The sequence below is a fragment of the Microbulbifer sp. SE14 genome, from assembly GCF_059834885.1.
This window is the reverse complement of record NZ_JCBAJA010000021.1, coordinates 31,289-43,946: the sequence shown is the minus strand read 5'-3', so window position 1 is coordinate 43,946 and position 12,658 is coordinate 31,289. Positions and strand designations below refer to the sequence as shown.

13 protein-coding genes are annotated in these 12,658 nt (G+C 66.0%); 9 read left to right on the top strand and 4 right to left on the bottom strand.

Annotation, left to right across the window (positions count from 1 at the left end; all coding sequences use genetic code 11):
- Nucleotides 1-6 precede the first annotated feature (6 nt).
- From trkA to def, 4 genes are all read right to left on the bottom strand, one after another.
- A complete protein-coding gene (trkA, locus tag AC6R19_RS14945; RefSeq protein WP_500580640.1) occupies nt 7-1,392 on the bottom strand; it encodes a Trk system potassium transporter TrkA in 1,386 nt (461 codons plus the stop codon).
- Between the two features lie 31 nt (nt 1,393-1,423).
- Nucleotides 1,424-2,731, bottom strand: coding sequence for a 16S rRNA (cytosine(967)-C(5))-methyltransferase RsmB (rsmB, locus tag AC6R19_RS14940; RefSeq protein WP_500580639.1), 1,308 nt, complete (start codon nt 2,729-2,731; stop codon nt 1,424-1,426).
- Entirely contained in the window at nt 2,732-3,694 is a 963-nt protein-coding gene (gene fmt, locus AC6R19_RS14935; RefSeq protein ID WP_500580638.1) for a methionyl-tRNA formyltransferase, read from the bottom strand.
- Nucleotides 3,695-3,757: 63 nt separating this feature from the next.
- On the bottom strand, nt 3,758-4,264 hold the full coding sequence (def, locus tag AC6R19_RS14930) for a peptide deformylase (RefSeq protein ID WP_500580637.1): 507 nt from the start codon (nt 4,262-4,264) through the stop codon (nt 3,758-3,760).
- A 149-nt stretch (nt 4,265-4,413) separates the two neighbouring features.
- On the opposite strand from def, the gene AC6R19_RS14925 reads away from it, so the two are divergent.
- The 9 genes from AC6R19_RS14925 to AC6R19_RS14885 all read left to right on the top strand — a co-directional run bounded on the left by AC6R19_RS14925 (nt 4,414) and on the right by AC6R19_RS14885 (nt 12,471).
- Nucleotides 4,414-5,478: a LysM peptidoglycan-binding domain-containing protein gene (locus AC6R19_RS14925; RefSeq protein ID WP_500580636.1), complete on the top strand. Its 1,065-nt coding sequence runs from the start codon at nt 4,414-4,416 to the stop codon at nt 5,476-5,478.
- Nucleotides 5,479-5,637: 159 nt separating this feature from the next.
- Nucleotides 5,638-6,771 carry a DNA-processing protein DprA gene (gene dprA / locus AC6R19_RS14920; protein ID WP_500580635.1) on the top strand — a complete coding sequence of 378 codons (1,134 nt, stop codon included), beginning with the start codon at nt 5,638-5,640 and terminating at the stop codon, nt 6,769-6,771.
- Nucleotides 6,772-6,983: 212 nt separating this feature from the next.
- Nucleotides 6,984-7,571 (top strand): L-threonylcarbamoyladenylate synthase, encoded by a 588-nt coding sequence (locus AC6R19_RS14915; protein WP_500580634.1) that lies wholly within the window; start codon nt 6,984-6,986, stop codon nt 7,569-7,571.
- 57 nt (nt 7,572-7,628) lie between these two features.
- On the top strand, nt 7,629-8,549 hold the full coding sequence (hemF, locus tag AC6R19_RS14910; RefSeq protein WP_500580633.1) for an oxygen-dependent coproporphyrinogen oxidase: 921 nt from the start codon (nt 7,629-7,631) through the stop codon (nt 8,547-8,549).
- A gap of 14 nt (nt 8,550-8,563) precedes the next feature.
- Nucleotides 8,564-9,061 carry a DUF6841 family protein gene (locus AC6R19_RS14905; protein ID WP_500580632.1) on the top strand — a complete coding sequence of 166 codons (498 nt, stop codon included), beginning with the start codon at nt 8,564-8,566 and terminating at the stop codon, nt 9,059-9,061.
- Nucleotides 9,058-9,900: a shikimate dehydrogenase gene (gene aroE, locus AC6R19_RS14900; RefSeq protein ID WP_500580631.1), complete on the top strand. Its 843-nt coding sequence runs from the start codon at nt 9,058-9,060 to the stop codon at nt 9,898-9,900. Before AC6R19_RS14905 ends, aroE begins: the two co-directional genes overlap by 4 nt.
- Before the next feature lie 261 nt (nt 9,901-10,161).
- Complete coding sequence (gene purE, locus AC6R19_RS14895) at nt 10,162-10,653, top strand: 5-(carboxyamino)imidazole ribonucleotide mutase (RefSeq protein WP_500580630.1); 492 nt, start codon at nt 10,162-10,164, stop codon at nt 10,651-10,653.
- A gap of 46 nt (nt 10,654-10,699) precedes the next feature.
- On the top strand, nt 10,700-11,812 hold the full coding sequence (locus AC6R19_RS14890) for a 5-(carboxyamino)imidazole ribonucleotide synthase (protein WP_500580629.1): 1,113 nt from the start codon (nt 10,700-10,702) through the stop codon (nt 11,810-11,812).
- Between the two features lie 257 nt (nt 11,813-12,069).
- A complete protein-coding gene (locus AC6R19_RS14885; protein WP_500580628.1) occupies nt 12,070-12,471 on the top strand; it encodes a hypothetical protein in 402 nt (133 codons plus the stop codon).
- The last annotated feature ends 187 nt before the right edge of the window (nt 12,472-12,658 follow it).

Sequence of the window (12,658 nt, the reverse complement as noted above, 5' to 3'; positions counted from 1 at the left end):
CCGTCTTTAGAAGAAACTGAAGCCCACCTGGAACAGCTGCTCCACATGGCGCGTCTGGCGGCGGTCGACCAGGAAGACGATCACATGGTCGTTTGTCTGCACCACCACGTCGTCGTGGGCGATCAGCACCTCGCTGCCGTTATCCGTCTCTCGCACTATGGCGCCAATGGCGGCGCCCTCGGGCAGATCGATATCCTCGATCCTCCTGCCCACCACCTTGGAAGTGCGCTGATCGCCGTGGGCGATCACCTCGATGGCCTCGGCGGCGCCGCGGCGCAGGGAGTGCACATTGACCATGTCGCCGCGGCGCACATAGGTCAGCAGGCTGCCGATGGTGTTCTGCTGCGGTGATATGGCGATATCGATATCGCCCCCCTGCACCAGGTCCACATAGGCGCGGTTGTTGATCAGGGTCATCACCTTGCGCGCGCCCAGGCGCTTGGCCAGCAGCGACGACATGATGTTGGCCTCGTCGTCGTTGGTCAGCGCCAGGAACACATCGGTATCGTCGATACTCTCCTCCAGCAACAGGTCCTGGTCCGAGGCGCTGCCGTGCAGCACGATGCTGTGGGTGAGTTCCTCGGACAGGAAGACACAGCGCTCGTGACTCTGCTCGATGATCTTCACCGAGTAGCGGTTCTCCAGCTTGTGCGCCAGGCGCAGGCCGATATTGCCGCCGCCGGCGATGGTGATGCGCTTGTAGCCGTGCTCCAAGCGGCGCAGCTCGCTCATGACCGCGCGGATATCGGCGCGCGCGGCGATAAAGAAGACCTCGTCGCCGGCCTCGATCACCGTGTCACCGGTGGGAATGATCGGGCTGTTGCGGCGGTAGATGGCGGCCACGCGGGTGTCCACCTTGGGCATATGCTCGCGCAGGTAGCGCAGCTGGTTGCCCACCAGCGGGCCGCCCTGCCGCGCGCGCACCGCCACCAGTTGCACGAGGCCATCGGCGAAATCCAGCACCTGCAGTGCGCCCGGGTGCTCCATCAGCCGTGCAATATACTCGGACACCAGCTGCTCCGGGCTGATCAGCACGTCGATGGGAATGGCCGGGGTGTCGAACAGCTGCGGGTACTGCAGGTAGGCGCCGGCACGCACACGGGCTATCTTGGTGGGCACGCGGAACAGGGAGTGGGCTATCTGGCAGGCGACCATATTGGTTTCGTCGTTATTGGTCACCGCCACCAGGATATCGGCGTCCTCTATGCCGGCTTCCAGCAGCATGTCAGGGTGAGAGGCGTGGCCGACGACTGTGCCGATATCCAGGCGATCGCGCAGTTCGCGCAGCTTCTTCTCGTCGCTGTCCACCAGCACGATGTCGTTGCGCTCGGAGGCGAGACTCTCCGCCAGTGAGCCGCCCACCTGGCCGGCGCCGAGAATGACAATTTTCATATCAGATAAGGCTCGCGGCTTATTACCGCTCTTATTCGGCTTTGCTCAGCAGAGCGTAGTAGAAACCGTCGCCACCATCGGGCTGCGGAAGCAGTTGCACGCCCGCCGTCTGCGGCTCACCCCAGGGCGTACCCTGTAGCAATTGCGGCGTATTGTCGCGCGCATCCCCCGCCTCCGCAACGAAGCGCGCCACCAGTTCGGCGTTTTCCGCCGGCAGTATCGAGCAGGTGGCGTAGAGCAGGGAGCCTCCCGGGCGGAGCAGCTTCCACATGGCGCGCAGGATCTTTGCCTGTAGCCGGGCCAGCTCGGCGATATCCGCCTCGCGGCGCAGCAGCTTGATATCCGGGTTGCGGCGGATGACGCCGGTGGCGGAGCAGGGGGCGTCCAGCAGTATGCGGTCGAAGGGCCTTCCGTCCCACCAGGCATCGGGCTCGGCGGCGTCGGCGCAGATGAGTTCCGCCTCCAGGCCGATTCTGTCGAGGTTCTCCCGCACCCTGTCCAGGCGCTCTTCCTCTATATCCAGTGCGCTCAGCGCTATCGATGGCTGCTGTTCCAACAGGTGGCAGCTCTTGCCGCCGGGTGCGGTGCAGGCGTCCAGCAGCCTTTCGCCCGCCGCGGGTGCCAGCAGCAGCGCCGCCAGCTGCGCCGACTCGTCCTGCACGCTGACCAGGCCCTCGTCGAAGCCGGGCAGCTCGCTCACTGCACAGGCTTCCCCCAGAGTGATGCCGACCGGTGAAAGGGCGCAGGGTGTTGCGGCGATGCCCGCCGCCTGCAGCTGCTGCAGATAGTCGTCGCGGGAAACTTTTGCACCGTTGACGCGCAGGGTCATCGGCGGATTGGCGTTGTTGGCCCGAAAGATATCGGAGGCCCTGTCGGGCCAGGCCGCCTTGATCCGTTGCTGCAGCCAGGTCGGGTGCATGGAACTGAACTGCGGGTCGCCGGACAGCTTGCGCTGCAGCTGCTCGCGACTGCGCTGGTAAGCGCGCAGCACGCCGTTGATCACGCCGGTGGCGCGGTCCAGTTTCAGCGCTCGGGCGGCGTTGACCGTCGCCGATATGGCGGCGTGATCCGGGATGCGGGTGTACTCCAGCTGGTAGAGGCCGAGCAGTACCAGCGCTTCCACCTCCATATCCGCCGGGCGTTTGCGCAGCAGCTTGTTGGCCAGCAGCTGCAGGCGCGGCGCGGTGCGCGCGCCGCCGTAGCAGAGTTCGCGCAGCAGCGCGCGGTCGCGCTCGCTCACTTTCGTTTGCGCTTGGGGTAACAGCCTCGCCAGTGAGCCCCGGCCCTCGAGCAGGGAGGCGAGGATTCGCGCCGCCTCGGCGCGGACGTCACTGTTCATCTATTGCCCCAACCGCACGCCGGGGGCGAACAGCTCCCGGTGGCCCTTGAGGATTTCCGCCGCCGGCAGCGCCTTCTTGCCCGGCAGCTGCAACAGCTGCAGGCGCAGCGCCTCGCGGCCGCAGGCCACCAGTATGCCCTCGTCGTCGGCGGCGAGAATGGTGCCCGGTTTATCGCCGTGGCAGCCGCGCTCCAGCTGTGCGCTGTAGATACGCAGTCGCTGCTCCCCCCCCCTGTCCGCGCAGGTGGTCCAGCAGATCGGGAAGGGATTGAAGGCGCGGATCTGCCGTTCCAGCTCTTCGGCGGGGCGCGTCCAGTCGATGCGCGCCTCCTCCTTGGTGATCTTGCCGGCATAGTTGGCCTTTGAGTCGTCCTGGGCCACCGGGTCGGCGGTGCCCGCAGCCAGCTGCGCCAATGCCCGCAGCAGCGCCAGGCCGCCGAGTTCGGCCAGCTTGTCGTGCAGGCTGCCGCCGGTGTCTTTGGGGGAAATGGTACAGCGGCTCTCCACCAGCACCGGCCCTGTGTCCAGCCCCGCCTCCATCTGCATGATGGCCACGCCACTTTCGGCGTCGCCGGCCTCAATGGCGCGCTGTATCGGCGCGGCGCCGCGCCAGCGCGGCAGCAGGGAGGCGTGCACATTGACGCAGCCCAGGCGCGGCGTATCCAGCACGGCCTGCGGCAGTATCAGGCCGTAGGCGACCACCACCATGATGTCGGCGTCCAGTGCCGCCAGTTCCGCCTGCGCCTGTTCGTCGCGCAGGCTCTGCGGCTGGTGGACGGGAATGGCGTGTTTTTCGGCCAGCTGCTTGACCGGGCTGGCCAGAAGCTTCTTGCCGCGCCCGGCGGGCCTGTCCGGCTGGGTGTAGACGGCGATGACCTTGTGCGGGCTGTCGAGCAGGGCCTGCAGGTGCACGGCGGCAAAGTCCGGCGTGCCGGCGAAGATGATGTTCAGTGGCTGGGTCATGGATTCTGGTGTGGAAGGGCCGCCGGGCGACCGGCGGCGGAACTCTTTACTTACTGGCGGCCGTCAGGCGCGCTGGCGATGGGCCTTTTCCAGTTTGGAGCGGATGCGGTTGCGTTTGAGCGGGGAGATATAGTCCACGAACAGCTTGCCGTTCAGGTGGTCCACCTCGTGCTGGATGCACACTGCCAGCAGCCCCTCGGCCTCTATCGCGAAGGCCTCGCCGTCGCGGTCCAGTGCCTTGACCCGCACCTTGCGTGGCCGCTCCACCGTCTCGTAGAAACCGGGCACCGACAGGCAACCCTCGTCGTACTGGTGGATATCCTCGTCCAGCACTTCTATCTCCGGGTTGATAAACACCAGCGGCTCGCTCTGGTCTTCGGACACGTCGATCACGACGATGCGCTGGTGCACATTCACCTGGGTCGCGGCGAGGCCGACGCCGGGGGCGGCGTACATGGTTTCGAACATGTCGTCCACCAGCTGGCGCAGCTCGTCGGTCACCTTTTCGACGGGTTTTGCGACCTGGCGCAGGCGCGGATCGGGGAATTCGAGGATCTCAAGTTTGGCCATAACACCTGTGACAAACTTCTAGTATTCGTGGAACTTGCGCTGATAACATAATGATCGCGCTCGATATTTGCCGCTAAACCATCATAAACCGCAGGGGCGGTGGCCTGGCGCCGTAAGATTATAGCGATAAAGAGCATAGGAATGCTTCAATGAGAAAAATTATTGTGGCCGCTGCCCTGCTGTTGGCGGTGGCCTTCGGCATTCAGGCGCAGGACCAGGTGCGCCTCAATCCAGACCACCCGGACGTCTACGTGGTGCAGAAGGGGGACACCCTGTGGGATATCTCCGGCCGGTTCCTCGCCCGGCCCTGGCAGTGGCCGGAGATCTGGCAGGTGAATCCCCAGGTGGAGAACCCGCACCTGATCTACCCCGGTGACCGCCTGCGCCTGGTGTACGTCGAGGGTCAGCCGCAGCTGCACCTGGAGCGTGGCCCCACCGCCTACAAGCTGACCCCCGCCGGCGACAGCCTGCACCCGCAGGTGCGCCGCGAGCCGGTGGGCGAGGCGATCCCGGCGATTCCGCTGGACGCCATCAACGCCTTCCTGTCCCGCACCCGCATCGTCGCCCCGGATGCCTTCAAGGGCACCCCCTATGTGATTTCCGGCGCCGACCAGCGCATCCTGATGGGCGCCGGCGAGAAGATCTACGCTCGCGGTGACTTCCGCGTGCCCCTGGCCTCCTACGGCGTCTACCGCCCGGGCCCGGTCTACGCCGACCCGGTCACCGGCGAGATACTCGGCCGCCAGGCGCTGGACGTAGGTTCCGTGGACCTGTTCCAGTTGGACCCGGACCGCCGCGAGGACTTCGCCGTGGCCACCCTGGAAGTCACCCGCACCGCCCGCGAGATACGCCTGGAGGACCGGCTGCTGCCGGTGGAGGAGCGCGCCATCGCCGCCCTGTTCCAGCCGGGCGCGCCGGCGGTGCCGGTGGACGGCGTCATCCTCGGTGTGGACGAGGGTGTGACCCAGATCGGCAAGTACGACGTGGTGGTGATCAACCGCGGCGAGCGCGAGGGCCTGCAGCCGGGCCATGTGCTGTCCATCTACAAGCGCGGCGCCACCGTGCGCGACCGCATAGAGCGCGACAGCGTCAAGCTGCCGGACGAATACGCCGGCGTGATGATGGTGTTCCGCACCTTCGAGAAGATGAGCCTGGCCCTGGTGCTGGAGGCGGATCGCCCCCTCGCGGTGCTGGACCTGGTGCGCAACCCCTGATTTAGCAAAGAAGAAGGGTGCCTCAAAAAATTAGGATTTTTGTGCGAGAGCAAGGAGGCACCGCGCGCAGAACCGGAGCGTACTTTAGTACGTGAGGATTCGAGCACGGAGCCGACGCCGCGCTCGTGCAAAAAGACAATTTTTGGAGGTGCCCGACGCATGGATGCGCTGACCGCCACACTGGCCTTGCTGCGGCTGGAGGGCATGGGCCCCGGCCGCTACTGGCAGCTGATCGAACACTTCGGCGACGCCCTGCGGGCGCTGCAGTCCCTCCCCGACAATCTTCTGGACAAATTTCCCGAGCGCGCCCAGGTGCAGTGGCGCGATCTTTCCCGGCGCGGCGAGCAGAGCGAACTGGCCGCCTGGGCGCGGGCGGAGCGCGAGCGCTGCGCCGCCGCCGGGGTACGGCTGCTGGCGTACGGCGACGACGACTACCCGCGCCTGCTGGCCGAGATCTCCCGCCCGCCGCCGGTGCTCTATGTGCGGGGCCCGGTCGAGGTCCTGCACCTGCCGCAGATAGCGGTGGTCGGCGCGCGCCGCGCCAGCCACGGCGGGCTCGACAATGCCCACGCCTTCGCCGCGGAACTGGCCGGCGCCGGCTTCGCCATCACCTCCGGCCTGGCCCTGGGGGTGGATGCGGCCGCCCACCGCGGCGCCCTCAAGGCCGGCGGCGCCACCCTGGCGGTGCTCGGCAGCGGCGCGGACCGGCTCTACCCGCGCCGCAACCAGGCCCTGGCCGAGGAGATAATCGCGGCCGGCGGCGCCGTCATCAGCGAACTGCCCCTGGGCAGCCCGGCGGACGCGGCCAATTTCCCCAAGCGCAACCGCATCATCAGCGGCCTGTCCATGGGCGTGCTGCTGGTGGAGGCGGCGCTGCGCTCCGGCTCCCTGATCACCGCGCGCCTGGCGCTGGAGCAGAACCGCGAAGTGTTCGCGATCCCCGGCTCCATCCACAACCCGCTGGCCCGCGGCTGCCACAGGATGATCAAAGACGGCGCCGCGCTGGTGGAGACCAGTGCGGATATCGTCGAGCAGCTGGGCGGCCTGCTGGCCCAGCCCTCCGCGGTCGCGACCCCGCAGGCGCGACAACTGGAACCGCGGCAGCAGCGCCTGGTAGAGGCCCTGGGCGGCGACCCCCGCAGCATGGAGCAGCTGGCGCGGGATACCCGCGAGGGCGCCGGCGAACTGATGGCGCTGCTGCTGCAACTGGAGCTGGCCGGCCTGGTGGAGCAGCTGCCCGGTGGCTACCAGCTGACTCCGGCCGGCGCCGCGCAACTGCAACTCGCCGAATAGACGAAATCCTCCGGCCGCCAGCCGCTGGGATACGCGGTGGCTCCGCCCACCGGCTGCTCGGGCTCCCGCCGGCGTGGTTGACACATCCTGGTGGATGCGCAGGCCCGCCCAGCCTTGTCTAGGCTGGTACTATCCGCTAAATTGCGGCGCTCCCTGAGAAGCGCAACTGCAGCGAAAGCCGCAGCACCGCAAGACCCGAAGAGTCCCGATCCTTGGCAGAAAGCAACAGTCACAGCCTGCATAGCGCGGGCTTCTCCCTGGCCAGCGCCGTGCGCGCACTGGCTGCCGGGGGGGTCATCGCCCACCCCACGGAATCGGTGTGGGGACTGGCCTGCGATCCCAACAATCCCGAGGCGGTCGCCCGCCTGTGCCAACTGAAAGGCCGGCCCCTGGAAAAGGGCCTGATCCTGGTATCCGGCGACCAGCATCACTTCGATGCGTTGTTGCACAAACTCACCGGCGACCAGCGCGCGCGTATCGACGAGACCTGGCCCGGCCCCGTGACCTGGCTGGTTCCGCACTTTGACCAGGTGCCGCCCTGGGTCTCAGGCATTCACCACAGTGTCGCCCTGCGGCACACCAACCACCGTTTCACCGCGGCACTGACGCGCGCCTTTGGCGGTGCTATCGTGTCAACCTCCGCCAATCCGGCCGGCTGCCAGCCCGCGCGCTACAAGTTCCAGGTGCTGCGCTACTTCGGCGACCGCCTCGACTTTGTCGGTGGCGGCAATACCGGCGGGCGCAGCGCGCCCAGCGAGATCCGCGATCTCGTCAGTGGCCGTGTCATTCGCGCCGGCTGAGCGCGCCTGTCGCTCAACCCCCGGGGCTTCCCCTCTCCCGTAATACAAGAGCTGCCCATGACCGATGCCAAGACCGAAATTCCAGTTCAGGCCGTGAAAGACTATCTGCTGGACCTGCAGGACCGCATCTGTGCGGAGCTGGCGGCGGTGGATGGCGTGGCGTTTGTGGAAGATGCCTGGGTCCGGGAGGGCGGCGGTGGCGGCCGCACCCGCGTGCTGGAAAATGGCAATGTGATAGAAAAGGGCGGGGTCAACTTCTCCCATGTGTACGGTGACAGGCTGCCCCCCTCCGCCACGGCGGCGCGCCCGGAACTGGCCGGCCGATCCTTCGAGGCCATGGGGGTGTCCCTGGTGATTCACCCACGCAACCCCTATGTACCCACCAGCCACGCCAATGTGCGCCTGTTCGTCGCCGAGAAGCCGGGCGCGGACCCGGTGTGGTGGTTCGGCGGCGGCTACGACCTCACCCCCTATTACGGCTTCGAGGAAGACGTGGTGCACTGGCACCAGACCGCGAAAAACGCCTGCGCGCCCTTCGGCGAGGAGATCTATCCGCGTTTCAAACAATGGTGCGACGAGTATTTTTATCTCAAACATCGCAGCGAGGCCCGCGGTGTGGGCGGTCTCTTCTTCGACGATTTCAACGAGGGCGGCTTCGACAACGCCTTCGCGTTTATGTGCTCGGTGGGCGACAGCTACCTCGACGCCTACCTGCCGATCCTGAAAAGGCGCAAGGATATCCAGTACGGCGAGCGCGAGCGCGACTTCCAGCTGTACCGCCGCGGCCGCTATGTGGAGTTCAACCTGGTCTACGACCGCGGCACCCTGTTCGGGCTGCAGAGCGGCGGGCGCACCGAGTCGATCCTGATGTCGCTGCCGTCCCTGGTGCGCTGGCAGTACAACTGGCACCCGGAGCCGGGCTCCGCGGAGGAAAAACTCTACACGGATTTCCTGCCCCACAGGGATTGGCTCAAGTAAACAGGGAGATTGTTGTGCACAAGGCGCGACTGGAAGATATCAACAGGCTGTTTCTGGACTACCGCCGCCAGTTCGAGATCGGCGATGCCGAACAGGTCGCGGATTTTTACCGCTTCCCGCTGCACTACTACCGCGAGGACGGCAGCAAGCAGGCGGTGGCCAGGGGGGAATTCGTGCAGCAGGTGGACAAGCTGCTGAAGGCCTACCGCCGCCTGCAGGTCAGCCAGATAGTCGGCACGGTCACCGACGTGATCGAACTGAACGACAACAGCGACCTGGCCACCCTGAACTGGATACTGCTGACCCCCCGGGGTGACAAGAGCGCGGAGCTCTACAGCTCCACCACCCGCTACCTGGTCACCGACATCGAAGGCGGCCTGAAGATAGACGGGCTTATTCTGGTGGACGAGACCGCGAAGATCCGCGGTGCGGTGAGGGCGCGCAAGCGCGCCGGTACTGGGGACTGGGGACTGGGGACTGGACGTGCCTCCGGTAAAGGGGGCGCACGGTGACGGATTTGTACGCGGTGGTCGGCAACCCCATAGCCCACTCGCTGTCGCCGCGCATCCACGGCGCCTTCGCCGCCCAGACCGGCGAGGATATCCGCTACGAAAAACGGCTGGTGGAAAAGGGAGGCTTCGCGGAGTTCGCGCGGGAATTCTTCGCCGCCGGCGGTCGCGGCCTCAATGTCACTATGCCCTTCAAGCTGGATGCCTGCGAGTTTGCCGATGCGCTCACCGAACGCGCCCGCGCCGCCGGTGCCGTCAATACGCTGGCGAAACAGCCCGATGGCAGTGTGCTCGGCGACAATACCGACGGCGCCGGCCTGGCCGCCGATATCCGCCGCAACCTGGGTTGGGAGATTCGCGGCAAGCGCGTCCTGCTGCTCGGCGCCGGCGGCGCCGCCCGCGGTGCCCTGCTGCCGCTGCTGGCGGAACAACCGGCCCAGATACATATCGCCAACCGCACGGCGGCGAAGGCCGAGCAGCTGGCGAAAGATTTTTCCACTGGGGCCGACGTGACCGCCGGTGGCCTGGAGGATTTTCCCGGCAGCTTCGATCTGGTGATCAATGCCAGCTCCGCCGGACTGAGCAATGAAATGCCGGCGCTGCCGGCGTCGATCATCGGCCCGGGCTGCAGGGCCTACGATATGGTCTACGGCGCCGAGCCGACGCCGTTTATGCGCTGGGCGGCGCAGTTGGGGGCGGAGACCGCCGATGGGTTGGGCATGCTGGTCGGGCAGGCGGCGGAATCCTTTTACCTCTGGCGGGGCCTGCGCCCGGCAGTGGCGCCGGTGCTGGAAATGCTGCGGGCGGAACTGCGCAGTACACGCGACGCCAGCGCCAGATAACGCTTCATCACTGACCGGTCACGGAAAGGTGCCGTGACCATCCCGCCGGACTATCGTTCAAATACCCCGCCGGGGCCGCGGAACCGGTGGAAACCACCGCAAAGTGCCGTGCGGCGTACTTTTCCCCGGAGTTTTGGTATCCTCTCGCCCCTTGATTTTGGGCCGGGTCGGGCATTTCCCGTGGCGAGACCCGTTTCCTCCCCGCTGCCGGCGGCGAACAGCGCCTCTCCGGCGCGCGCGAAACACTGGAGTTAACCGCAAGTGAAACAGCTTCCCTTCGAGAAAGTCACCATCGTGATGGGGTCCCAGTCCGACTGGCCGACCATGGAAATGGCGACCAAGCCCCTGACTGAGTTGGGGGTTCCCTTCGCCACGGCGGTCGTCTCGGCCCACCGCACCCCCCAGCGCATGGTGGAGTTCGCCACCACAGCACACGAGCGCGGCACCAAGGTCATTATCGCCGGGGCCGGTGGCTCCGCCCACCTGCCGGGCATGATCGCGGCGCTGACCCCGCTGCCGGTGATCGGCGTACCGGTGGCGAGCAAGTTTATGACCGGCATGGACAGCCTGCTGTCCATCGTGCAGATGCCCAAGGGCGTGGCCGTCGCCACCCAGGCGGTGGGTGCATCCGGGGCCTATAACGCGGGACTGATGGCGGCGCAGATGCTGTCGATATCCGACGCGGAACTGCAGCAGCGCCTGATCGCGTGGCGCGAGAAGCAGAGCGCAGGCGTTCCGTTCGAAGTTGAATAACGTCTGCCGGTTGAACGCAGTGGGCAATTGTCGAGGTGTAGCAGAAATGACAGTCAGGCGAGTTGGCATTGTGGGTTGCGGCCAGTTGGCGCAGATGATGGCCCAGGAGGCGCGCCCGCTGGGTATCGAATTCAGTTTCCTCGCCGAGGGCGACGAGAACACCGGCTGTGTGGAAGGGCTGGGTAGCGTAGTACACGCGCGGGAGGGCGACGATGCCGAGGCGCTCTACCGCGCCATGGGCAGCCCCGAAGTCATCACCGCGGAGCGCGAACAGGTATCGGTGGGACTGTTGCGGGCGCTGGAAAAATTCTGCCCCGTCTACCCGCGCCCGGATGCGTTCGAGACAACCCAACACCGCCTGCGGGAAAAAACTGCCATCACCGCGGTGGGGCTGCCGGTGGCACCTTTCCTGCCCGCCAACAATTACGCCGAGATCCGCGCGGCCGTTCAGCAACTCGGTTATCCGGCGTTTATCAAAAGCTGCGAACACGGCTATGACGGCAAGAACCAGTGGCGGGTCGACAGCGACGAAGACCTCGCAGCCATAACCGAGGTGCCGGAACAGGAATACGTGGTGGAGCAGGGTGTGAACTTCTCCCGTGAAGTCTCCCTGATCGGCGCCCGCACCGCGGACGGGAAAGTGGTGACCTACCCGCTGGCGGAGAACGACCACTACAGAGGCACACTGCTGGTCTCCACGGCACCGGCGCCGCATGTCAGTGAAGAGCTGCAGCACACCGCCGAGGAATACCTGGCGAAACTGATGGACGCCTGGGACTATGTGGGCGTGCTGGCCATGGAGTGCTTCGTCACCGAAGACGGCCTGCTGATCAACGAGCTGGCGCCGCGGGTGCACAACAGCGGCCATTGGACCCTCGCCGGTGCGGAAACCAGCCAGTTTGCCAACCATGTGCGCGCGATTCTCGGCATGCCGCTGGGGGAGACCCACTGCGATCACCCCGCGGTGATGATCAATATGCTGGGCGTCGACAAGAAACCGGCCCTGCCCAACGAGGGTGTCTGGTCCTACGGCAAGGCACTGCGCCCGGGGCGCAAGATGGGGCATGTGATTCTGCTGGACGACTCCCAGGAAGCGCTGGCCGCCCGTATCGACGGCATGTTGGAAGAACTCTACGGCCCGTCCAAAAGACCCGCCTGATTTGAATGCCGCTAAGTTAGGGGTTCCGACCCGGCTCTGCCGCCGGTAGCCGCCCGGGAAAAAGCCTCATCGGCAAACATTTCCCGGGCGGCCACCGGCGGCAGAGCCTTACAGTGTGCCAGCTGTCCGCTCAACTTAGTGCCATTCCCGCCTGAGTTTGAAACCCGTCAGCGGTCCCTACCGCGAGATCTGGCATACTGATGCCCGTTTGTCCCGCCGGGTCATTGCCCTGCGGGGATCAGTAAATGGAGGTATCAGTGCGAGAATTTATTAAAAACCTTTCTGTCTGTTTCGCCGCCGGCAGTCTTGCCGGACTGGCCTATGCGCTGGGCCTCTGGGCCATGGGCCACTACGGCTTCACCCGCTGGCTCGGGGTCGACATTGCCCCCTATCTCTCCAACGCCTACCTCTACCAGCGCATCGTCTGGGGCGGCGTCTGCGGCCTGATCTTCCTGCTGCCCTGGCGCAGGTCCTGGCTGGCGCGGGGTTTTTTCCTGTCGCTGATCCCGGCCGGCGTCCTGTTGCTGCTGCTGTTGCCGATGCGCGGTTACGGTCCCGGCGCCGTCGCCCTGGGCATGCTGGCGCCGCTGGTGATCATTCTCGCCTGCGCCATCGGCGGCATAGCCGCCTCCGGGCTGCTGCGCGTCCAGGGCAAATAACCCTATACATCAACGGCACCAACTTAAGCGATAAAGCTTGATGCGAAGGGCCTGCTACCGGGGGTTCTTTGCGGGACTGTCTGCGAGAGGGACCTCGCGGACAAGCCTACAGGGATGTATTGAGGGGGGCGCCTAGCCCGTGTCCCGCAAAGAACCCCCGGTAGCAGGTCCGCCCCAGGCCTGAAAA

What these genes read in the sequence shown, in the direction of transcription:
- fmt (WP_500580638.1), bottom strand. Translation starts at nt 3,694, where the DNA reads ATGACCCAGCCACTGAACATCATCTTCGCCGGCACGCCGGACTTTGCC.
- dprA (WP_500580635.1), top strand. Translation starts at nt 5,638, where the DNA reads ATGGATGCGCTGACCGCCACACTGGCCTTGCTGCGGCTGGAGGGCATG.
- AC6R19_RS14890 (WP_500580629.1), top strand. Translation starts at nt 10,700, where the DNA reads ATGACAGTCAGGCGAGTTGGCATTGTGGGTTGCGGCCAGTTGGCGCAG.
- trkA (WP_500580640.1), bottom strand. Translation starts at nt 1,392, where the DNA reads ATGAAAATTGTCATTCTCGGCGCCGGCCAGGTGGGCGGCTCACTGGCG.
- def (WP_500580637.1), bottom strand. Translation starts at nt 4,264, where the DNA reads ATGGCCAAACTTGAGATCCTCGAATTCCCCGATCCGCGCCTGCGCCAG.
- AC6R19_RS14925 (WP_500580636.1), top strand. Translation starts at nt 4,414, where the DNA reads ATGAGAAAAATTATTGTGGCCGCTGCCCTGCTGTTGGCGGTGGCCTTC.
- rsmB (WP_500580639.1), bottom strand. Translation starts at nt 2,731, where the DNA reads ATGAACAGTGACGTCCGCGCCGAGGCGGCGCGAATCCTCGCCTCCCTG.
- hemF (WP_500580633.1), top strand. Translation starts at nt 7,629, where the DNA reads ATGACCGATGCCAAGACCGAAATTCCAGTTCAGGCCGTGAAAGACTAT.